Here is a 21,487-nt window from a genome sequence, read left to right on the forward strand (position 1 = left end):
AGTTTGAGCTTGGTTGAATGAGCTCTACAGCAGCTTAATACTGTAGAGCCTTTGTTCATTGGAAATCGTACAGGGAGGCGCATATGGACCGCATCAAGTACCTGAAATGGATAGCTGAAGAATCACCAAGTACGGCTCAGCAGCTGGTGGCCTGGTTAAACAGAGCAAGGCACTATACGCCCGACATGAAAGAGCATCAGGCAGGTGTACAGATTCAAGAAAAGGGGATTGTTGTAGGGCTTAGACAAAGTACTAATCGTTATCATGGAGATTGTCTGACCATACATGTGGTACGGCTTCCGGAAGAAATACAAAACAAGGGATGGTTTAAGTCTTTTCTGAAGCTTTGCTGTGAATCGAATCCCTGGTGCGATGTTGTAATAGAAGACGTGAAAAACCCATATTTATTAAGCTTTTGTAAGAAACTAAACTTTACTGTATTAGATGAATTTTACCCGAATACTTACATAGTAAACACAGATGCCATTATGAGTTTACCTATCCCACCCTTAGGGAGATACGAAACCTATCTTTATTAAACCTGCGAACCTTTACCGGTTGCGTGGGGAGCGGATGGACTTCGGCTAAAGAAAAATCACATCGTCTATTTTGACCAGAAAAAGCTAATCTGCTTGATGTAATGCAGAAACGCATTACATTAATATCTTCTCCCAACAATCACCTGAACAATTCCCTGATTGCTTTTCACCTCATACCAGTGCTGGCTCATAGTTAGTCCTTAAGCAAATTTGTTATCGGAATAAAGAACGAAGCCAGCCTCATCGAGGCGCATAACCTTCTTCCCTTAACGCCTGTTGTAATTTTTCAATTGCGCTTTTCATTACCCAGGCTTCTTCGTCACTCACAGCACAGCCACGAAGATCGCTCCAGCTCAGACGTTTAACTAATTGAGCAAGGGCCATAGTTTCATTCTCATCAAGCTGCAAACTCAGTGTCTCAATACCTTCCACTATCTAACCTCCCTTATACTGAAAAATGGCGCTTTATTTCTGACCAGATGCCGAAGCCTTGAATGCGGCCGGAACTGCCGTTGTTTCTACTTTACAGAAATGGAATTAAAAAGTGGTGGTGCTGGGCACGTTTCTTTTCCAGTCGGGGTTTAAGCCAGAGCCGAAACTCATTCAACTTCTCAGCAGCCAAAACCGCTTCAACGGGGAAAACTTTATATTTACCCTGCTGCTGAGGTTCACCCAACCATCGCCTGATGGCTCCGTCAGTCCATAAACGAGTCTCTTTGAGCCTGGTTACAGTGACCCATTTCCTGGACCATTCATCAAATTGTCGCTGGCGATCCCGATAACGTTGTTCTTCCTGCTGACGAAGCCAGTCACGATCAACAGCGAATTTTCGGTATCCAACAAAGAGCCCTTGTACTTTGGCCATGACAACATTCCGGTTTGCTTAGAACTGTTCAGACAGACATGTCAGGGATAAAGCTGAAGAAAAAGGTACAACGAAGAATAACCAAGACATAGGCCTGCCGGGTAAGTGGTGCGGTGCACAGGACTGTCGGAAAGTACGCTCAGAGAGGGTCGTTTAAGCATGATGCACCACCGCCAGCCAGCCTTAATAATGGTAATGTACCACTGGGTTACCAGACAGACCAGTAACGCATCAAACATAAAACTGTTTTTTAAAAAACGTCAGGAACGTAGCCTGACCTTTTAACCAGTGGTGTAAAAAACATACAGATTGCTCTGAGGTATGAGGTTCAGCAACTAGCCTTGTCGACGCAGAAACATTAAGTAATCAATAGCAGCTATCGCAAACAATGGTGAAAACCACCACGTGCTTTTCAACAAGCCAAGCGGCAGAAAGAGTACAGTTGCCATCGAATAAACAAAAACACGAACCATACCATCTGTAATAAACATAGGCTATTTGCAATCTGAGGTTGGATTGTAGATTTTAGTTAGAAATGGATCAAAGTCCGTTTTGTGCAAAACTTGGTTGACAACCCTCTTTTGGAAGATGTGCCGTTTCGTGCAAAAGTTGGTTGGAGGCCAAGATGGCAGAGTTCGTAGGTTCGGCTGCTTCGCAAGCTGATTTCATTTGGAAGAACGCGGAAGACCTGTGGGGGGGGATTTCAAGCATACCGACTTCGGCAAGATCATTTTGCCGTTTACTCTGCTGCGTCGATTGGAGTGCGCACTGGAGTCTACACGGGAAGCATCGCTCGATAGCCAACCAGCCACGATTGAGTTCTTAGAAGCAGAGTTCAGTGTTGATTTCGATGCGCTGCTATCTTGACCGCCAATCAGACCCGCATGGTTCAGGTTTGTGTATGAGAGTCCCCAAATGGCTGTAGTTCTAACCAAAGCCTTGATTGAAGCCGGCCGCGCCGGAAATAGTGGGTACAGAAAAGGCAGTTGCTTGCGCTGGGCGTAAGTTACCCGCCGAAAAGCGGCTGGATCGAACGACTGATCGGCACTGAGGTATCTGACGAGCAGTACGAACGCTTTCTGGGGCACAGCACGAGCAAGCAGGCTGAACAGATCCTACGCGGAGAGCAGCCAGCCAAGGGGCTTCAGTATGCAAAGCGAGCGAAGAAGCTCGCTTCTGAAAGAAAAGCCACAATTGATCTGGATAACGAGCACCTGTCTGAAATCGAAAAGTATCGGTAGCCCTAGACTTTTAGCCGCTGAAGATCTCTTAGATACCATTGGTGAAACTTGCTGAAGTCAGCCTTCTGTTTCTCTACCGTGCTGTTATAGATCGCATCACTGGTAACCGCACAAGCAGTCCAGCCAGCCTCATAGACGAAGCGAGTAGCTATCGGTGACTTCTTCGGGGTGCTATCCCAGCGGTTTTTGAGCCACCGCGCAAGCCCTTCATCAAGAGGGACCACCAGATTTAGCTGCTGTTTTGTGCGAGTGATACCGACATAAAACAGCCGACGTTCCTCCTCGATTTCCTCTTCGGCCGGAGGGGTGTTCATCGATGTGCGAACGCTGTAAACATCATCGGGTTTGCCGCCAGGAAATTCCTGCTCATTCAGCCCGATCAGTATTACGTTATCCCACTCCAGCCCCTTGGAACCATGCAGTGTGGAAAGGATGAAGGGATCGCAGTCAGTAGCAGCCTCGCCTGGATTCAAGATAAGGTTTAAAAACGTGCGGGAATCGATCTTACTGGAGTCAAGTAGCTCCCCGATCCTCACGACCCCTCGTTGCTGGTCGTTCGATCCAGTGCGAGTTACACCCTCAGAGCCAACACTATCAATGAAACCCTCCATACTCAGGCGTCGTAACACATCGATAGCAGGCGTTTCCTCTCCGTCTTTCTGGCAGATAGTGGCGAGCCTGCCCAGCCGATCTTTTTGGTATTGTGCGCCCTCGAATAACTGACCTAGAGCAGACCATAGGTCGGCGTGCGGAGCCATCAATCCACTGAGCGCCGCTTTGAATTGCCCTTTCTGCCATCTAAAACCAGCCTCCTTCAGAAAGCCGTAAACAATCGCTTGTTTGTTGGGATGGTTTTCCAGTAGCCGCAGATCGCCGTACACAGACAGCAAGACGCCAACTACCAGTATCCCGATTTCGGTGCGGGTGTGTAATGCGCTTGAACCATTGAGGTAGCGATAAGGTAGCCCACACAGGCGTAAAGCAATTTCCGCCTCAGCAAGGTTCGCCTTAGTGCGGGACAATATGGCTTGTGTTCCACTGCTCACCGAGAGGTTTGATAGCACCTTGGATAGGCAGTTATCAAAGTGCAATCTGACCTCTGTTTTGGGGGTGCTAGGATGACTGACACAAAGCTTGGTCAGCTTTGTAGAGTTGCGCCGAATTACCGAGTTAGCCATCAAGGAAAGCTCATGGCCAAATCTGAACGTGCATGACAGTTGAAACACCTTCGTATTCGGGTAGTGCCTTTCAAACAGTCCGCCGATAAAGTCTGGTCGAGCACCACGCCACTCATAAATACACTGGTTAACATCACCAACAGCCATAACCGACGTATCCGACTTAGATAGCAAGCGGGTCATGTCATGCTGTATCAGGTTAACGTCCTGATATTCATCAACAATGATGTGCTTGAAGTGGGCACCAAGGCTGCTGTCATTACGCAACAGTGCGACAGCCTCAATCAAACAGTCATCAAAGGTTCGCAGACTGTTTTCCTCCAGCAGCTCACAATAGCGGCCATAGGCGTGAATAAACTCCCGTTTGATGTTGCTGAACGTTGGATCATTGGCAGCATCAACAGGAGTTACGGCCGCCGCCCGGCAGCGAGCAATAAACAGCTCGAAGTTTTCAATTTCATTGGGGTCAATATAATTCGCCTCATGGTCAAAGCCATAGCGGTAGGCTTGCTTTACCAGTTGCTCATAGCGGTAGTCGCTTGGAGTAATGAGGTCTTTCTTCTTGATTATCTGTTGGCGTTCTCCGTAACCAACAATCTTTAAGGCCAAGCTGTGGAACGTGCGGATTTCTGGAATCACGCTCGACATCAGTGCCGTCTTCAAGTTCTCCGTGAAGCTCACCTGCGCCGACTTGTTGTACATCAGGATCAGAATGGAGCGAGGATCAGTTCCCGTCTTGACCAGCCGCTCAACGCGCTTTACAAGTGTGGTTGTTTTCCCGCTACCAGGTACGGCTTTTACCAACGCATGTCCGGTGTCATGGCTGACAATACTTTTCTGCTCCCAAGTCAGTCTTTTGGTCATGCCTTAACCTTGTAATTGGCGCACTGACGGGCCTCGGTGTAGGGAACGATCTTTGCCTTACTGTGACATTGCAGATAGCCATCCTCCCATCGGCCTGCTTGCTCGCACATAATGCAGTTGGGAAATAGTGAATGAGGATCGGCGTGACGGATAAAAGCTCGTAAGTTATCAGCCAGCTCAGCGGCCCCTAACGATCTAGGCCATGTGTTCACGTCAGAATTGATTGTTAAATCCACTTCAGCGAGCGGCATCGTTTGTTCGTTGAGTCGGCCGGAACCACTTAAACTCCAGACAGACATATCCACGTTACCTACTGAGCAGACGCCGCTACAGGTGTCCACAGATTGAAACGGGGGAAGCCAGTTGAATACTCTCAGGATCTTCTCCTTGATCGAGTAGGCCCCGGTAAGCAACATCTGAATATCAGAGGCAGATTGGACCTTAAACTCAAGAATCGGGATACCGGCTTCGATCTTGTCTTGAGAGCAGGGGTGTGTGACACAAATCTCTACGTAGCAACGCCTTTCGCCAGTCGTATCATACAACATCACGTCTGGTCGCAGCCCTGTGACCTTATCGTGTTTTTCCAGCTCTGCCTGATCGAAAAATTGAGTCAAGTTGTAGCGTGCAGGCACGGATTTTACGCACTGACGTGCTTCGTCTCTAACCAAGGCTAAACGAGAACCATTACAGGCAACCCGGCGCTCCAGCTCAAGGCTAATAGGCATTTCACGGCTGAGAGCTTGTTGGTAGCGATAGAAGAATGCTTCTTTGCCGCACTTGTGAAGATAGGTTTCAAGGGCACAGCATTCTTCCGAATGGCGAAAGTGCTTAGCGTTGAACTCGCCCATTACCGGGGTCAGGGGGCTCTTACAACCTGGGCAGGTGTAAGTATGTGAGCGCAGGGCAGCGCCAATGTGCGTGAGGGTGCCCTCGCCGTCTAGCGCGTAAGCGTATTGTATTGAGCTGGATTGAGTTGTCATGACTGCGTATCCTCCCAAAAAAATCCAGCTAAGAACAGACCTTACGGCAGGCAAATGGTAAGTAGTGCTTCTTGAAGCAGTCGAGTGTACAGCGGCTCAGTGAAAAAGCTAATCGCCCGCTCAACAACCTAGTGATACTGGTGCAGATTCGACAATGAGTTAATGCCCGGAGAGCATCTGCAAGACTTCTAGCTGGAAGGCATTCCAACCAGCCCTCGCTTCTGAAAAGCCGTCAGGAAACGGTAAAATCCAACCAAGTGAGCAACTTCACTTGATCAAAGATCTAAGGCTAGAATGATGGAATTCCAACCTTAGTTTGCAAATAGCCTAAACATATAACTTCCTCTGAGGATTTAAAAGAATTCTCAGATGTCTTGAAAGCTACTTTTTAAACTTTCTCATTCTGAGAAGCATATTTAATTTTGCTGCGTCTGCTCGTGCTGCTGCTACAGAAAGGGCTTTATGCAGTGAAACTACCACGACAAACAAACAGAACATCGACCAGAATCCATCCATTTCGTTTACCTAATCGTTGAGGTTTTTATTCGGGATATCTGGCTAAATAGGACTACACAGATACCCAGTTAAACCCCCCGCTTACATAACACTCCGGTTCCTCACCAGACGTTTTATTCTATCGCGGTCTGTGGTTATCAGAAGCTGCATAAACCGGTTATTTAGTCCGTTACGCGAAAATTATTGAGGATCCGGGCTGTTAAACTGTTCTTCCTCTTTCGCTTCCGGAGAAAAGGGGAGGTGTCACCCTGCGGCCGGGTAGTGAAAGGGATTTGACGTAATTCAGGCGAAGGGCGAACAAGACCGCAAAGGACGCCCGGGCGACCGGATACCTGCCGGGTTGTGCGAAGTAAAAACCGGAAGCAGTGATAACACAAACAGGCCCCTACAGCGTAAGGATTGTGATGGACGATAAAGAGCAATTTACGAATCTTGTGGCAAAGCATGCCTCCGGACTCACCGAAGAGCAGCTGGCCGGTTACGATGCCTGTTCCCTGGATGGTGAATGCGTCACGCCTTCATACGAGGTTTTCCGGGGGTATCGTACCCGCCATACCCTGGATGAATTTCTGGAGATGGCCATATCGCTGAATGCCATCCACCCGGATGAATATTTAACGGATATGCTGCTTAAGCCTCATGAGGTGATCGGCGCTCTGGCCGATGAAGGCGACCAGCTGAACAACGCCACCCCGGTTTATTTCTTCCCGGATACCGGCGTCTATGCAGCGGCCGTCAGTGAAACCCGGGTGCTCGATGCCTGGCTTTGCTGGCCATGCTACCCGGCGAACTGGTAACGCGGCCGTTGGAATTGCACCGGCAGGATACGAATTTAACCGACCCCGTGGCGGGAAGGTTATCACAATTGCATGTCCTCATCCCTCAAGCCCCCTGCCAGGCCCTAACGTGCTGTCAGGCTTCGCCTGATTCCCGATCTGCGCCGGTACTTCAGCCGATAACTTTTTGTTTTCTTTTTATTTTCTCCCCATTTCCTCAAAGTTCGCGGGCGGCGTGGACAGGGCACCATTGCCGCATGTGGGGTCTTAATAAGGGCAGGGTGGTCAGGTTTGCTCGATGCCGGGGGTAGGCCCTACCCTTTATGGGATGAGGACATGCAATTCACTAAATTAATCGACAGCACCGGTGGTGACTTATCTGTAACGGGTCAGTTTTGATACGGGGAATGTTTCAGGGTTAAGATCTGGAATCATAAAAATATACGCTCCCGTTCAGGACATACGACTTGAAATGGATAATGCCATTAAAGGAATTCCAGCCTTTCGTCGATAACAGTTTCTGACCATCGCCATAACCATGTCATGGAGGAGACTAACCGTGTTTCAGAGGTGAGCTGGTGCCTGGCAAAACATACAAACTCAAATATCAGGAAGCGAGTTTAGTTGTTTATAACATGCAGCCGTGTAACTGATTAGGTACCGGCAAAAGGAGGAAATAATGTTTGAAAACTACGTTTGTAAAATCTATGTAAGCAATGATCCTCATTTTAGTAGCCATCTCGAAGCAACTGCGTTTGGTTTCGATAATGGTCAGCAGCAAAAGATTCTCACCGCAGCCCATGTTGTTACCAATGCTCTTGGAAAAATTTATCCCGTCAGCAATACACTTAAACTTTACGTCAAATTTCTTAACCATCAAGGACTGGTGAACGAAGAGCCTGTTCTAGTCGATTTCATTCTCAATGAGGCTAATGACAGGGCAGACTTTAAAGACGGCATTCCGTTTGTTGACAGTGCAGAAATCGTATTACCAGCTGGAATACAACAGCCTGTAAGTAGTTACTTTAAGGTCCTGGCTCCCGCAGCTGGCATGGGTACATTGGGTGTCGGATATCCAATGAATGAGACAACAATTTCGACATTCCCTGGTGAAGTTTCAGGCATTTGGCCTTTAAATTGCTCAAATCATTCTCCCCAACATCTCACAACTCGCTTTGTAATAGCACATTTCAACACCGATGGTTGCTCTGGTGGACCCTATGTCGTCTCCGAGAATGACGAGCATTTTGTCATTGGAAGTCTGGTTGGAATAATGTCTGGAACCTGCCCAGATTCAAATCCACACATGTCTGTTCAGTCCGCTACTGATTTTTAGCAAAGTCAGTTCCAAAATGACGCTGGCACGATAGTTATTTTGGGTCTGCCCGATATGGCGTCTGCCCTTACTAACAGCAACAGCATTGAAACTGACAAACATGAACTCGAAAGTGCCACAATAGTAAGTCATGATTTCTTCATCACTTTTATGGTGCTCTTTTTCACCTATCACACAGCAAGTTATGAATACGAGGCCTGTAATGGACGCTACCGAAACTGAAGAGCTCGAAAAAATTCGCAAGAAGGCAATGGATGAAGTTACAAGTGCTCTTCAGGCGCTTGAAAATAAGTTCCCGGGTATTACTGAGGGCGCAGCAGCTTTGGCGGGGTCAGGCGTAGGCGCAGCGGCTTCCTTCGGTGCTCTCTATACGCTTGGTACAACGGGAGTGTCAGCAGCAGGCATAACCTCCGGGCTCGCTACAGCAGGGTCTATCGTCGGTGGCGGTATGGTTGCAGGCATTGCGGTATTGGCCGCACCTGTAGCTGTGTTAGGGATTGGCGGGTACGCGATAGTGAAACACAAAAAAAATGCGAAACTGACAGCCGCCCTTAGTCAGGCCATCCAAAAGCTCTACGAAGTTCAGGAAAGGTTGATGTCGAATGCGGAATATTTTAAGGCAGAAATTGCTGGCATCAAGGCAACAATCGACATGCTTACTAAGAAAGCTCCAAAAGGTAGCCTGGTCGCGGTGAGGTAAACACATGAGTCAGTCTCCTTATGATGATGAGTTCAGGGCCATCCGTTATATTCAGCTCCGTGGTCAGGATATCGCGAACGCTCACGAGACAATTAACAGTGATATAGAGAGCCTTAAGGCACAGTTGACCGGGCTAATCAGCGGCACTGAACTTGATGAAGCGGAGCATCTGGCGCTTAAAGAACATCATCTGCGAGAAATGACCCCTTCAGATACTGCCATGCATTCTACTGGTCTCAAGACTATATATAGCGAGGCTAACCAGCGTGTATGCGGTGATATTGGACTGGCCACAATACTCTCCACGGATGACTTGGCTGTTGTAGATGCCCGGATCCAGAATCATATTAAAGAATTTAATGATCGCTACGCACTCGACGCCTGGGATTATGCTATTGCCTGCGGATGCGGGCTCATAGCATCCATGCTGGATTTACTTTGCGTCAGAGCCCCGCCAAAACCTACGGTGAGCTTTACGGCAGAAGTGGATGGTATTTTCAATAAACAGGTGCAGAAAGCCTTCAATGCCATTTTGCCGGAGGACCTGAGTACAAAACTCTCAGATTTGTTCCCTATAGGGGCACCAGACAGTTCGATCAGCAGCGATTTAGTGGGTGCGGCCGGTGGCGTTTTGTCTCCCACAAATCACCGCTTAAGAGCTTTGTCACACGATCCCGTACTGGGCATTATTTTCGGTATAAAGGATATGCTGAACGGGACCTGTACGGTGGTTCAGAATGGACAGATCGTGGTTTATCCTTCCAGTAAAGGCGTTACAGACGAAACCAATATTTTCAGGCTCATCGCCAGAATGTTTGGACACCTGGCATCGGATGTTAATGCCCCCTCAGCAAAAGGAAACCGTGGCATGGGGTTACCGGCTCCTTTTATGGGGCTACTTCGTATGCTTGAGGGGATCCCTGTGGGGAGTTCTAACTTCGGCAAACAAATAGAGTACATGTATGTCAACGGGTATGACTTTCGTCAGTTTATCGTGACAAGTATTCCGATGAGCATAATGGAAGTTTTGATGCGGGTTTTCTATGTGGCGAAACAGGTATCGCTGGGAAAAGGAGCTTTTGGGGAGACCTTACTGGATACCATGCCGTTGCGGCTAAATCCACGCTTCCGGATGATGCTTGCCCTGGGTTATGGAACTTCCAGTGCTGTTAACGCAGGTAAAATGTATATCACCGGCAATATTCTCAATGCGAATTACGCCTCCTGGATGGGGTTGGCCTGGAATGGTTTTCACTCACTCAAGTGGTCCCTTTATCAGCGACACTTAAAGCTTTGGGCCGGTATTGAAAAGGCAGAACTGGAACGGCTTCAGAACAATATAGACAGCATCGAGGCATTGACCATCATAGCAGGAAACTTGCCAGTCAAGTAACATTCACCGGAGCACCTCCGGAACCCCATAGCCCACCAGCTGCTAAAAATGTCTGCCTTTGCTTTTAATACTCTCTCTGCCTCCTCCCCGAGGCAGAGAGTAGCTCGTAGTTATTTATACAGCTCACAACAGGGCCATAAGATACTCCGCTTCTCGTTTACCGATGATCCTGATCTGTCAGCTCTCTTACCGGATGCTGTACGAGCGTAACGGCTTATTATTGATAGTTCTCTCATATCAAACCTCATAAAGATTTATGCTGCCACTTAGTAACAGCCTAAAGGTTGTACTCTCTATTTAACAGCTTTTAGGCTGTTAATTTGATATTACAGCTTTTAGGGTGTATGTTTAGAAAACAGCGTACAAGGTGTATCAGAGGAACTACTGAGGCCAGCTTATGATCAATAATGATTACCCGTTAAACACGCTCAACCAGTTGCGTCCCTTGCTCATTGGTTTTCGCAAGGCGAATGGCCTGACGCAAAAAGACCTGTCCGAAAGGTTAGGGGTCACTCAACAGACATACTCACGTCTGGAAGCCAACCCTGCCAGTGCGAGCATTGAACGGCTATTCAAGGTGTTTTCTATCCTGGGCGTAAAAATCAGCTTCTCCTCGACAACCGCCTCTTCAGAGGGGAAGCAGACGGAAGAAATGCTTAAATCAAACTCACCTGCACGACAGGAGAAATGGTAACGATATGAGCCGGAAACAGCAGCGTCTGGCAATCTGGATGAACGGAATCAAAGTCGGATACTGGGAAAAAAGTAAAGGGGTAGACAGCTTACAATACCTTCCTGACTGGAGTGCAGACGAACAGGGAAGGCCGCTGTCATTGTCCCTTCCTTTTACTCCCGGGAACCAGGTCTGGCGTGGAAATGTGGTACGTGACTATTTTGATAATTTACTCCCGGACAGCGAAGGCATACGCAGACGTCTGGCAATGCGTTACAAGGCCGATAGCCTGGAGCCTTTTGATCTTCTGACGGAGCTGGGAAAAGACTGCGTGGGCGCGATACAGCTGCTTCATGACGGAGATGAACCCACAGATTTATATTCCGTGAAGTATCACCCGCTTACTGAATCAGAAATTGCGGCAACTTTGCGTAATACCACGGAGACATTGCTACCGGGCAGGCCAGAAGATAACGACGACTTACGTTTATCTATTGCCGGTGCTCAGGAGAAAACAGCCCTACTGTGGCATGAAGATCGGTGGTGTATGCCGGAGGGTAATACACCAACGACGCATATATTCAAGCTACCGCTCGGACTTGTGGGGAACATGAAAGCCGACATGCGCTCGTCGGTTGAAAATGAATGGCTCTGCTCGGTACTTCTCGAACAGTACGGGCTCCCCGTGGCAAGAACGCAGATTGCTCACTTTGAAGATCAGAAAGCGCTGGTGGTAGAACGTTTTGACCGAAAATGGTCAGGAAACGGACAATGGATCATTCGTTTACCCCAGGAGGATATGTGTCAGGCCCTGGGCATTTCGCCATTACGAAAATATCAGGCGGACGGCGGGCCAGGTATATCGGAAATTATGGAAGTTCTGAGTAATTCAGACCGTGCTGAGCGTGACAAAGCGCAGTTTTTTATGACGCAGATAGTTTTCTGGATGATGGCCGCAACAGATGGCCACGCTAAAAATTTCAGTATTTCTATTGGGCCACAGGGACGTTATCACCTTACACCACTCTATGATGTGTTGTCGGCATGGCCGGTGATCGGTCATGGGAACAATCAGATATCCTGGCAGAAGTGCAAACTGGCGATGGCCGTACGTGGCAGTAGCAACTATTACCAGATATATCGAATACAACGACGCCACTGGATCAGGCATGGTGAGATAACCGGCCTGAGTAAACAGCAGACAGAGGCGATGATAGAGGAAATCATCGCCAGAACCCCGGGTGTCATTGAACGTGTTAGCGGGCTTCTTCCGGACCAGTTCCCCCAGCAGCTTGCGGAAAGTATTTTTGATGGAATGAGGCAGCAATGCAGGCGCCTGGCTGAGAAATGACAGCCGCAATTTATAGTGTGCATGTTTTCAGAATAGCTGATGTAAGCGTGAGGATTCAGTATGACTGAAGAACAAAAAAGAATAGAGCGGGCTATTGAGTTGGCTTGTCGTTACGGCGGAACCGATGAAATGCATCATCTGCAATGGGTCGTGGATCAGATGGTAAGAGAACTTGCTGGAGAACGTTATGCACAGATTGTAGCAGATGCCACCAGCGGAGAAGATGGGCCTGATACTTACAAATGGAGTGTTGGGATCGCGCCTTAGCATCTGTCAGTCTGGGGATGAAAACGTACTTAACATCCAGCGAATTCCCAGACTTCACATTAAGACTAGAGTAACGGCCGCAATCACGTGAGAGAAAAAAATGGCAATTTTAGCAATCATTGCAGTTATCGCCCTGGGTGGGTACGCCTGCGGGTTTATTAAAGCCCGTGAGCTGAGCGCTTTGCGTAAAGAAATGAAACTATACGTGGATCGCATGGAAGCGGCGGAGCTGGACTTACACGCAATCAGAAGTGTAGCGGAGCACCGGTTGCACGGTGCAGGTAAACAGTTTGCCGACCTTTACAGCCGTATCGACGGTGCAACTGTGACGCTGACACCCGAAGATCAGCTGTTACTGGCAACGATGCCATTTAATATTCAGGATGTAGAAGACATCGTAAACGAGCGCGGTCCAAAGACAATTAGCGGCCGTCCATTCTGGGAAGTTGAGCCAGGCCCGCATGACTATGAATATGGCCCGCAATATCCGTATTTCCCAGACCAGCGCTAGGAAGAGATCAAGATGAGAGAGCCAAGACCCCGCCATACCTTGCAGGTCATTCGAGTGCCTTCTCTGGAGGTTCAGGATCTGGGGCTGACCAGCTTTGATAGCTGGCTTGACGAGAACGGTTATGACAAAACGAATGCCAGAAATAACCGTACCATCTGGGCGAGAGAAGGCGGATGGCATCTGAAACGTTGCAGAAATCTGGAAACTGGCACGGACGATTTCTGGTTTATCGCTTTCGATGGTAAAGGCGGAAAGATATACCCGCTGAAAACCCAAAGAGACTACCGGGCTGCATATCGTAAGCTGGAAGCAGAAGGTTATGCACCTGCGGTCATCGAGCAAATGACCACAGGCGCAGCATATAACCTGGCCTATCCACGTTCCACCCTAAAACAAGCTGAGACGGCCACCAGCGAACCAAAGCGGAAACCTGACGTAGATGGGGTCGTCTCAGAAAACGGAATCTATGGTCACTCCCGTTTTTGCAACACCGATTTTGACGACAAGTTGGCTTGCTTGAATCTATCCGGCGTCTGAATGGGATTTTATTCCCGCGCCTTGATGAGTTCCGCGCCTGATGAACCTCCAGAAAATATACGGCTTCAATGAGCCTTTCCGTTTTACAGGTTCCTCAACAGGCCGGTGGGCCGTTAGTATCATCAATATCAGTATTCGCAAAACCAGATCAGTAATTCTTTAAACCGGTGTATTTCTGCCGTTATGCTACATAAGTTTGCTGTCGTGCCGTTAGGGCCCAGGCTATTCTGGCCAGCTTGTTTGCCAGAGCACAAGTGACGACAAAGTTGCTTTTCCGGCACAGTAAATCCCTGACCCAATCGGCCAATTTGCCAGACTGGTGTTCCAGTTTTTGTATGAATACCCTGGCACATTGAACCAACAAAGTTCGGATCTTTTTATTACCTCGCTTACTAATTCCCAGCAATGTCGTCCTACCTCCCGTGCTGTACTGCCGAGGTACAAGCCCTGTTGCCGCCGCAAAGTCACGGCTGCTGGCGTACTGCTTCCCGTCGCCAATCTCAGTTGAAATAGTACTCGCTGTCAGTGTTCCGACGCAGGGAATGCTCAGCAAGCGCTGTCCAACCTCATCTTCGTCCAACTTTCGTTTCAACTGGGATTCCAAATCTTTAATCTGCTCAACAAGATAGTGATAATGCTGTTGTAATTTCAGCAATAACTGGCTGAGGTAAAGAGGCAAACTATTATCCTCAAGAATGGTACTCAGTCGGCTAATAACGGCAGCTCCTCGGGGAACGCTAATGCCAAATTCCAGCAGAAAAGCATGCATTTGATTGGTTGTTTTTACCTTATCCTGAACCAGGGATTCACGGACACGATGCAGAGCCCGCATTGCCTGCTGAGATTCCGTTCTGGGCTGCACAAAACGCATAGACGGACGCGATGCAGCTTCACAAATAGCTTCGGCGTCGACAAAGTCGTTTTTATTGCTTTTAACGAACGGGCGGACAAATTGTGGTGATATCAGCTTTGGGGAATGCCCCAACTCTTCCAACTTGCGTGCCATAAAGTGAGAACCGCCACAGGCTTCCATTGCGATGGTTGTAGCGGGGCATGTCGCCAAAAATTCGATCAACTTTGGCCGGGTAAATTTTTTACGGTAAACAGCCTTCCCGCGACGATCCTGGCAATGAATATGGAAAGAGTTTTTACCCAGATCGATACCAATGAGCGCAATGTTTTCCATGATAGTTCTCCGAATGAAAGCCTGTCCTCAGCATAGTACCGGGAAGGAGGGAGTGACCATCTCATTAAATAAAGCACGCTAAGCCGGTGGCAGCGGTCGCAATGGCCTAAACTTCCCCGCACCGACCTTGGCGCTGCTGCGCCATAGGTAATCGCCGGTCAGGTTGATGTGCTCCCACCCCAGCGGCGACAGATATTGCAACAATGTGTCGTCCAGCGCCGTGCCGTTGCCACGCAAAGCACTGGTGGCACGCTCCAGATATACCGTGTTCCACAACACGATGGCCGCCGTCACCAGATTGAGGCCGCTGGCCCGGTAGCGCTGCTGCTCAAAACTGCGGTCGCGGATTTCACCCAATCGGTAGAAGAAGACCGCCCTGGCCAGCGCGTTGCGCGCCTCGCCCTTATTCAGCCCCGCATGGACGCGGCGGCGCAGCTCCACGCTTTGCAGCCAATCCAAAATGAACAGCGTGCGCTCGATGCGCCCCAGCTCGCGCAACGCCACGGCCAAGCCGTTCTGGCGCGGGTAGCTGCCGAGTTTGCGCAGCATCAGCGAAGCCGTTACCGTGCCTTGCTTGATGGAGGTGGCCAGCCGCAGAATTTCATCCCAATGGGCGCGTATTTGCTTGATGTTCAGCCTGTCGCTGCTAATCATCGGCTTGAGCGCGTCATAGGCGGCATCGCCCTTGGGGATGAATAGCTTGGTTTCGCCCAAGTCACGGATACGCGGCGCGAAGCGAAATCCCAGCAAATGCATCAAGCCAAACACGTGATCGGTGAAGCCTGCCGTGTCGGTGTAGTGTTCCTCGATGCGCAAGTCCGACTCGTGGTACAGCAGGCCATCAAGCACGTAAGTTGAATCACGAATGCCCACGTTGACCACCTTGGCACTGAAGGGCGCGTACTGGTCGGAGATATGGGTGTAGAAAGTCCGTCCTGGACTGCTTCCATACTTCGGGTTGATATGACCAGTGCTTTCTGCTTTGCTGCCGGTTCTGAAGTTCTGGCCGTCCGACGATGACGTGGTGCCGTCACCCCAGTTGCCGGCGAAGGGTTGCCGAAACTGCGCATTCACCAGCTCGGCCAGCGCCGTCGAATAGGTTTCATCGCGGATGTGCCAGGCTTGCAGCCAAGACAGCTTGGCGTAGGTGGTGCCAGGGCAGGATTCGGCCATTTTGGTCAGACCCAGGTTGATCGCGTCGGCCAGGATCGTCGTCAACAGCAAGGTTTTGTCCTTGGCCGTGTCGCTGGTCTTCAGGTGTGTGAAGTGGCGGGTGAAGCCCGTCCATTCATCGACCTCCATCAGCAACTCGGTGATTTTGAGGTGCGGCAGCAGCATAGCTGTCTGGTCGATCATGGCTTGCGCGGCGTCTGGTACTGCCGCGTCCAGCGGCGTGATCTTCAGGCCTGACGCGGTGGTGATGATGGCATCCGGTAAGTCGTTGGCCGCAGCCATGCGGTTGACTGTGGCGAGTTGCGCCTCCAACAATTCCAACCGGTCATGCAGGTATTGGTCGCAGTCGGTGGCCACTGCCAGCGGCAATTCGCTGGCCAGCTTCAAAGTGGCGAACTTCTCGACCGGCACCAGGTATTCGTCGAAGTCCTTGAACTGGCGAGAACCCTGCACCCAGACATCACCGGAGCGCAGCGCGTTCTTCAGCTCCGACAGGGCGCATAACTCGTAGTAACGCCGGTCGATGCCGTCGTCGGTCAGAACCAGCTTTGCCCAGCGCGGCTTGATGAATGCGGTTGGCGCATCGGCGGGCACCTTGCGCGCGCTGTCGCTGTTCATGCCGCGCAGCATGTCGATGGCATCGAGCACACCCTTGGCGGCGGGCGCAGCCCGCAATTTGAGCACGCCCAGGAACTGCGGCGCGTAGCGGCGTAGCGTGGCATAGCTTTCACCGATGTGGTGCAGGAAATCAAAGTCGGCAGGCCGCGCCAATGTTTGCGCTTCGGTGACGCTGGCGGCGAAGGTGTCCCAGGGCATAACGGCCTCGATGGCGGCGAACGGATCGCTGCCGCTTTGCTTGGCCTCAATCAACGCTTGACCGATGCGCCCATACATCCGCACCTTGTCGTTGATCGCCTTGCCGGAAGCCTGGAACTGCTGCTGATGCTTGTTCTTGGCCGCGTTGAACAGCTTGCCGATGATGCGATCGTGAAGGTCGATGATTTCATCGGTGACGGTGGCCATGCCTTCGATGGCCAGCGCTACCAGCGTGGCATAACGTCGTTGCACCTCGAACTTTGCCAGATCAGCAGGCGTCATCTGGCCACCTTCACGAGCGATTTTGAGCAGGCGGTTCTGGTGAACCTGCCGCTCGATGCCTGCGGGCAGATCAAGTGCTTGCCAGGATTTCAGGCGCTCAATATGTTCGAGCATGTGGCGAGAGTTCGGTTTGGCAGGCGACTGGCGCAGCCATGCCAGCCACGTCACTTTACTGCCGTCCTTGCGCTTGAGAAGTTCGTCCAGGCGCTGACGGTGGGGTGATAACAAAGAATCGGTCAGCGCCGCGTAAATGCGTCGGTTGGCACGGGTGATGGCCTCGGCGCTTGCGCGCTCGATGGCATTCATGGCGGGCAGGATAATGCTCTGCCGCCGCAGATTCTCGACAAGTGCGCTCGCCAGCACGATGCCTTTGTCGGTCTGCAAGGCCAGCTCGGTCAATGTATGCACGGCTTGCCGATAGTGGCTCATGGTGAAGGGCTTGAACCCAAAAACCGTTTGCAGCTCGACCAAGTGCTCCCGCCGTGTCTGTTCGCGCTGGCCGTACTCGCTCCAACTTTCCACTGGCATCTTGAGTTGCGCGGCCACCATGCGCAACAGGGGCGGAAACGGAGGCTCATCGACGCCCAAAAAGGTGCCAGGGAATCGCAAGTAGCAAAGCTGCACAGCGAAGCCCAATCGATTCGCGGCGCCGCGACGCTGACGGATCACCGACAGGTCGGTTTCGTTGAACGTGTAGTGCCGTATCAGTTCGTCTTTGGCATCTGGCAGTGCCAGCAGGCTTTCGCGCTCGGTGGCGGACAGGATTGAGCGGCGTGGCATGGTCAGTCTTCCCGCAGGTACTGGTACAAGGTTTCGCGGCTGATGCCGAAGTCACGGGCCACCAAGGTTTTTTGGTCGCCTGCCGCAACTCGCCGTTTCAACTCGGCAATTTGTTCGCTGTTCAGCGATTTCTTTCGTCCCCGGTAGGCACCGCGCTGCTTGGCCAGCACGATTCCCTCGCGCTGACGTTCGCGGATCAGGGCGCGCTCGAACTCAGCGAAGGCTCCCATGACCGACAGCATCAGATTGGCCATCGGTGAGTCCTCGCCGGTGAACTTCAGCCCTTCTTTGACGAACTCCATGCGCACGCCCCGTTGTGTCAGCCCTTGGACGATGCGGCGCAGGTCATCAAGGTTGCGTGCCAGCCTGTCCATGCTATGCACCACCACGGTGTCGCCCTCGCGGACGAAGGCCAGCAGCCTTTCCAGCTCGGGACGCTGGGTGTCCTTGCCAGAAGCCTTGTCGGTGAACACCCGCGCCACCTGAACACCCTCCAATTGCCGTTCCGGGTTCTGGTCGAAGCTGCTGACGCGGACATAGCCGATGCGTTGACCTTGCAAGATGCCTCCAAAGGCAAAAGTGTCAGGATGAAATCTATTACCTTTGACGGAATATGTCAATCAATAGGAAATTTAACTCTATTCTGACATCGTTTGCACATGGTGTCGTTTTCAGAAGACGGCTGCACTGAACGTCAGAAGCCGACTGCACTATAGCAGCGGAGGGGTTGGATCCATCAGGCAACGACGGGCTGCTGCCGGCCATCAGCGGACGCAGGGAGGACTTTCCGCAACCGGCCGTTCGATGCGGCACCGATGGCCTTCGCGCAGGGGTAGTGAATCCGCCAGGATTGACTTGCGCTGCCCTACCTCTCACTAGTGAGGGGCGGCAGCGCATCAAGCGGTGAGCGCACTCCGGCACCGCCAACTTTCAGCACATGCGTGTAAATCATCGTCGTAGAGACGTCGGAATGGCCGAGCAGATCCTGCACGGTTCGAATGTCGTAACCGCTGCGGAGCAAGGCCGTCGCGAACGAGTGGCGGAGGGTGTGCGGTGTGGCGGGCTTCGTGATGCCTGCTTGTTCTACGGCACGTTTGAAGGCGCGCTGAAAGGTCTGGTCATACATGTGATGGCGACGCACGACACCGCTCCGTGGATCGGTCGAATGCGTGTGCTGCGCAAAAACCCAGAACCACGGCCAGGAATGCCCGGCGCGCGGATACTTCCGCTCAAGGGCGTCGGGAAGCGCAACGCCGCTGCGGCCCTCGGCCTGGTCCTTCAGCCACCATGCCCGTGCACGCGACAGCTGCTCGCGCAGGCTGGGTGCCAAGCTCTCGGGTAACATCAAGGCCCGATCCTTGGAGCCCTTGCCCTCCCGCACGATGATCGTGCCGTGATCGAAATCCAGATCCTTGACCCGCAGTTGCAAACCCTCACTGATCCGCATGCCCGTTCCATACAGAAGCTGGGCGAACAAACGATGCTCGCCTTCCAGAAAACCGAGGATGCGAACCACTTCATCCGGGGTCAGCACCACCGGCAAGCGCCGCGACGGCCGAGGTCTTCCGATCTCCTGAAGCCAGGGCAGATCCGTGCACAGCACCTTGCCGTAGAAGAACAGCAAGGCCGCCAATGCCTGACGATGCGTGGAGACCGAAACCTTGCGCTCGTTCGCCAGCCAGGACAGAAATGCCTCGACTTCGCTGCTGCCCAAGGTTGCCGGGTGACGCACACCGTGGAAACGGATGAAGGCACGAACCCAGTTGACATAAGCCTGTTCGGTTCGTAAACTGTAATGCAAGTAGCGTATGCGCTCACGCAACTGGTCCAGAACCTTGACCGAACGCAGCGGTGGTAACGGCGCAGTGGCGGTTTTCATGGCTTGTTATGACTGTTTTTTTGTACAGTCTATGCCTCGGGCATCCAAGCAGCAAGCGCGTTACGCCGTGGGTCGATGTTTGATGTTATGGAGCAGCAACGATGTTACGCAGCAGGGCAGTCGCCCTAAAACAAAGTTATGCCGCACCCACCCCTATGGAGTCTTGATGTTAAAAGTTATTAGTAGTTTATTGGTCTACATGACCGCGTCTGTCATGGCTGTCGCAAGTCCGTTAGCCCATTCCGGGGAGCCGAGTGGTGAGTATCCGACAGTCAACGAAATTCCGGTCGGAGAGGTCCGACTTTACCAGATTGCCGATGGTGTTTGGTCGCATATCGCAACGCAGTCGTTTGATGGCGCGGTCTACCCGTCCAATGGTCTCATTGTCCGTGATGGTGATGAGTTGCTTTTGATTGATACAGCGTGGGGTGCGAAAAACACAGCGGCACTTCTCGCGGAGATTGAAAAGCAAATTGGACTTCCCGTAACGCGTGCAGTCTCCACGCACTTTCATGACGACCGCGTCGGCGGCGTTGATGTCCTTCGGGCGGCTGGGGTGGCAACGTACGCATCACCGTCGACACGCCGGCTAGCCGAGGCAGAGGGGAACGAGATTCCCACGCATTCTCTAGAAGGACTCTCATCGAGCGGGGACGCAGTGCGCTTCGGTCCAGTAGAGCTCTTCTATCCTGGTGCTGCGCATTCGACCGACAATCTGGTTGTATACGTCCCGTCAGCGAACGTGCTATACGGTGGTTGTGCCGTTCATGAGTTGTCACGCACGTCTGCGGGGAACGTGGCCGATGCCGATCTGGCTGAATGGCCCACCTCCGTTGAGCGGATTCAAAAACACTACCCGGAAGCAGAGGTCGTCATTCCCGGGCACGGTCTACCGGGCGGTCTAGACTTGCTCCAGCACACAGCGAACGTTGTCAAAGCACACAAAAATCGCTCAGTCGCCGAGTAGCAGATGCGGCATAACAAATCGTTGGAGCGGGACTTTTGCTACGCAGGCTGCGCCTACTCCGCAAAAGCCCCTCAACTCAGGCGTTAGGCACCAATGGATAGTTCGCCGCTCGTCAGGCCTGTTGAAACTACCGATTCGGCCAGTTGGCTAAGCATGCGCTGTGAGCTGTGGCCAGATGGCACATGTCAAGAGCACCAGTCAGAGATCGCAGAATTTCTGTCCGGAAAAGTCGCCCGGCCTGCTGCTGTCCTCATTGCTGTAGCACCCGACGGAGAAGCACTAGGGTTTGCCGAGCTTTCGATCCGCCCGTATGCGGAGGAGTGCTACTCCGGCAACGTTGCGTTCTTGGAGGGTTGGTACGTTGTGCCAAGTGCGCGGCGTCAGGGCGTAGGTGTAGCTCTGGTAAAAGCCGCCGAGCATTGGGCTCGTGGTCGCGGATGCACCGAATTCGCCTCCGACACTCAACTTACCAACAGCGCAAGCACCTCGGCGCACCTGGCGGCTGGATTCACGGAGGTTGCTCAAGTACGCTGCTTCCGGAAACCGTTGTGAGGGGCGCCGCGTTGGTGCCTAACAATTCGTTCAAGCCGAACTTGCTTCGTTACACCAAAGCCATGGCAGAAAGAGCTTGCCATGGCTTTGGCTCCACTACGCAAGTCGGCTTAACTCAGGTG

21 protein-coding genes and 1 pseudogene are annotated in these 21,487 nt (G+C 51.6%); 14 read left to right on the forward strand and 8 right to left on the reverse strand.

All coding sequences use genetic code 11. From position 1 onward, the window contains the following. The first annotated feature begins 83 nt into the window (after nucleotides 1-83). Nucleotides 84-539 (forward strand): hypothetical protein, encoded by a 456-nt coding sequence (locus tag DBR02_RS23940; RefSeq protein ID WP_000374058.1) that lies wholly within the window; start codon nucleotides 84-86, stop codon nucleotides 537-539. Between the two features lie 240 nt (nucleotides 540-779). Here DBR02_RS23940 and DBR02_RS23945 read toward each other — a convergent pair whose 3' ends face one another. Together DBR02_RS23945 and DBR02_RS23950 are read right to left on the reverse strand one after the other, a co-directional pair. Further along, nucleotides 780-971 (reverse strand): DUF7706 family protein, encoded by a 192-nt coding sequence (locus DBR02_RS23945; RefSeq protein WP_000398479.1) that lies wholly within the window; start codon nucleotides 969-971, stop codon nucleotides 780-782. Between the two features lie 91 nt (nucleotides 972-1,062). Continuing rightward, complete coding sequence (locus tag DBR02_RS23950) at nucleotides 1,063-1,404, reverse strand: hypothetical protein (protein ID WP_001151572.1); 342 nt, start codon at nucleotides 1,402-1,404, stop codon at nucleotides 1,063-1,065. A gap of 625 nt (nucleotides 1,405-2,029) precedes the next feature. On the opposite strand from DBR02_RS23950, the pseudogene DBR02_RS23955 reads away from it, so the two are divergent. Continuing rightward, nucleotides 2,030-2,250, forward strand: a pseudogene (locus DBR02_RS23955) (type I restriction-modification system subunit M N-terminal domain-containing protein); the annotation flags it as partial. A 140-nt stretch (nucleotides 2,251-2,390) separates the two neighbouring features. Next, nucleotides 2,391-2,645: a hypothetical protein gene (locus DBR02_RS23960; RefSeq protein ID WP_000880375.1), complete on the forward strand. Its 255-nt coding sequence runs from the start codon at nucleotides 2,391-2,393 to the stop codon at nucleotides 2,643-2,645. A gap of 2 nt (nucleotides 2,646-2,647) precedes the next feature. On the opposite strand, the gene DBR02_RS23965 is transcribed toward DBR02_RS23960, so the two are convergent. Beyond that, nucleotides 2,648-4,687 carry an ATP-dependent helicase gene (locus DBR02_RS23965; RefSeq protein WP_000166877.1) on the reverse strand — a complete coding sequence of 680 codons (2,040 nt, stop codon included), beginning with the start codon at nucleotides 4,685-4,687 and terminating at the stop codon, nucleotides 2,648-2,650. Beyond that, nucleotides 4,684-5,670 (reverse strand): hypothetical protein, encoded by a 987-nt coding sequence (locus tag DBR02_RS23970; RefSeq protein ID WP_000211823.1) that lies wholly within the window; start codon nucleotides 5,668-5,670, stop codon nucleotides 4,684-4,686. Before DBR02_RS23970 ends, DBR02_RS23965 begins: the two co-directional genes overlap by 4 nt. Nucleotides 5,671-6,590: 920 nt before the next feature. On the opposite strand from DBR02_RS23970, the gene DBR02_RS23975 reads away from it, so the two are divergent. The 9 genes from DBR02_RS23975 to DBR02_RS24020 all read left to right on the forward strand — a co-directional run bounded on the left by DBR02_RS23975 (nucleotide 6,591) and on the right by DBR02_RS24020 (nucleotide 13,730). Further along, entirely contained in the window at nucleotides 6,591-6,983 is a 393-nt protein-coding gene (locus tag DBR02_RS23975; protein ID WP_000341066.1) for a hypothetical protein, read from the forward strand. Nucleotides 6,984-7,641: 658 nt separating this feature from the next. Next, the gene (locus DBR02_RS23985; protein ID WP_000462754.1) at nucleotides 7,642-8,298 is read left to right on the forward strand and encodes a trypsin-like serine protease; all 657 of its coding nucleotides are present in this window, start codon (nucleotides 7,642-7,644) and stop codon (nucleotides 8,296-8,298) included. A gap of 202 nt (nucleotides 8,299-8,500) precedes the next feature. Beyond that, nucleotides 8,501-8,998 (forward strand): membrane protein, encoded by a 498-nt coding sequence (locus tag DBR02_RS23990; protein ID WP_000340139.1) that lies wholly within the window; start codon nucleotides 8,501-8,503, stop codon nucleotides 8,996-8,998. Between the two features lie 4 nt (nucleotides 8,999-9,002). Beyond that, on the forward strand, nucleotides 9,003-10,391 hold the full coding sequence (locus tag DBR02_RS23995) for a hypothetical protein (RefSeq protein WP_012695445.1): 1,389 nt from the start codon (nucleotides 9,003-9,005) through the stop codon (nucleotides 10,389-10,391). 400 nt (nucleotides 10,392-10,791) lie between these two features. Next, on the forward strand, nucleotides 10,792-11,085 hold the full coding sequence (locus tag DBR02_RS24000) for a helix-turn-helix transcriptional regulator (protein ID WP_012477377.1): 294 nt from the start codon (nucleotides 10,792-10,794) through the stop codon (nucleotides 11,083-11,085). A gap of 4 nt (nucleotides 11,086-11,089) precedes the next feature. Further along, nucleotides 11,090-12,415: a type II toxin-antitoxin system HipA family toxin gene (locus tag DBR02_RS24005; protein WP_000088044.1), complete on the forward strand. Its 1,326-nt coding sequence runs from the start codon at nucleotides 11,090-11,092 to the stop codon at nucleotides 12,413-12,415. 60 nt (nucleotides 12,416-12,475) lie between these two features. Continuing rightward, nucleotides 12,476-12,682, forward strand: a complete 207-nt coding sequence (locus DBR02_RS24010) for a hypothetical protein (protein ID WP_000134171.1) — start codon at nucleotides 12,476-12,478, stop codon at nucleotides 12,680-12,682. Nucleotides 12,683-12,782: 100 nt separating this feature from the next. Further along, nucleotides 12,783-13,193 carry a hypothetical protein gene (locus DBR02_RS24015; protein WP_000985909.1) on the forward strand — a complete coding sequence of 137 codons (411 nt, stop codon included), beginning with the start codon at nucleotides 12,783-12,785 and terminating at the stop codon, nucleotides 13,191-13,193. 54 nt (nucleotides 13,194-13,247) lie between these two features. Then, nucleotides 13,248-13,730, forward strand: a complete 483-nt coding sequence (locus DBR02_RS24020) for a hypothetical protein (RefSeq protein ID WP_001139512.1) — start codon at nucleotides 13,248-13,250, stop codon at nucleotides 13,728-13,730. Nucleotides 13,731-13,911: 181 nt separating this feature from the next. Here the strand turns inward: DBR02_RS24020 and DBR02_RS24025 are convergent, their stop codons facing one another. The 4 genes from DBR02_RS24025 to intI1 form a co-directional block, all read right to left on the reverse strand. Continuing rightward, nucleotides 13,912-14,916: an IS110-like element IS4321 family transposase gene (locus DBR02_RS24025; protein WP_000427623.1), complete on the reverse strand. Its 1,005-nt coding sequence runs from the start codon at nucleotides 14,914-14,916 to the stop codon at nucleotides 13,912-13,914. Nucleotides 14,917-14,994: 78 nt separating this feature from the next. Beyond that, nucleotides 14,995-17,967 (reverse strand): Tn3 family transposase, encoded by a 2,973-nt coding sequence (locus DBR02_RS24030; protein ID WP_001138073.1) that lies wholly within the window; start codon nucleotides 17,965-17,967, stop codon nucleotides 14,995-14,997. 2 nt (nucleotides 17,968-17,969) lie between these two features. After that, the gene (locus tag DBR02_RS24035; protein ID WP_001162012.1) at nucleotides 17,970-18,527 is read right to left on the reverse strand and encodes a recombinase family protein; all 558 of its coding nucleotides are present in this window, start codon (nucleotides 18,525-18,527) and stop codon (nucleotides 17,970-17,972) included. A gap of 305 nt (nucleotides 18,528-18,832) precedes the next feature. Then, nucleotides 18,833-19,846: a class 1 integron integrase IntI1 gene (gene intI1 / locus DBR02_RS24045; RefSeq protein ID WP_000845054.1), complete on the reverse strand. Its 1,014-nt coding sequence runs from the start codon at nucleotides 19,844-19,846 to the stop codon at nucleotides 18,833-18,835. 166 nt (nucleotides 19,847-20,012) lie between these two features. Here intI1 and DBR02_RS24050 point away from each other — a divergent pair, with 166 nt between their 5' ends. Beyond that, a complete protein-coding gene (locus DBR02_RS24050; protein ID WP_032492008.1) occupies nucleotides 20,013-20,813 on the forward strand; it encodes a subclass B1 metallo-beta-lactamase VIM-4 in 801 nt (266 codons plus the stop codon). 93 nt (nucleotides 20,814-20,906) lie between these two features. Beyond that, nucleotides 20,907-21,365, forward strand: a complete 459-nt coding sequence (gene aac(6')-Il / locus DBR02_RS24055; protein ID WP_013263788.1) for an aminoglycoside N-acetyltransferase AAC(6')-Il — start codon at nucleotides 20,907-20,909, stop codon at nucleotides 21,363-21,365. Nucleotides 21,366-21,487: the final 122 nt, after the last annotated feature.

The organism is Enterobacter cloacae complex sp., assembly GCF_900322725.1.
GTDB lineage: Bacteria > Pseudomonadota > Gammaproteobacteria > Enterobacterales > Enterobacteriaceae > Enterobacter > Enterobacter quasihormaechei.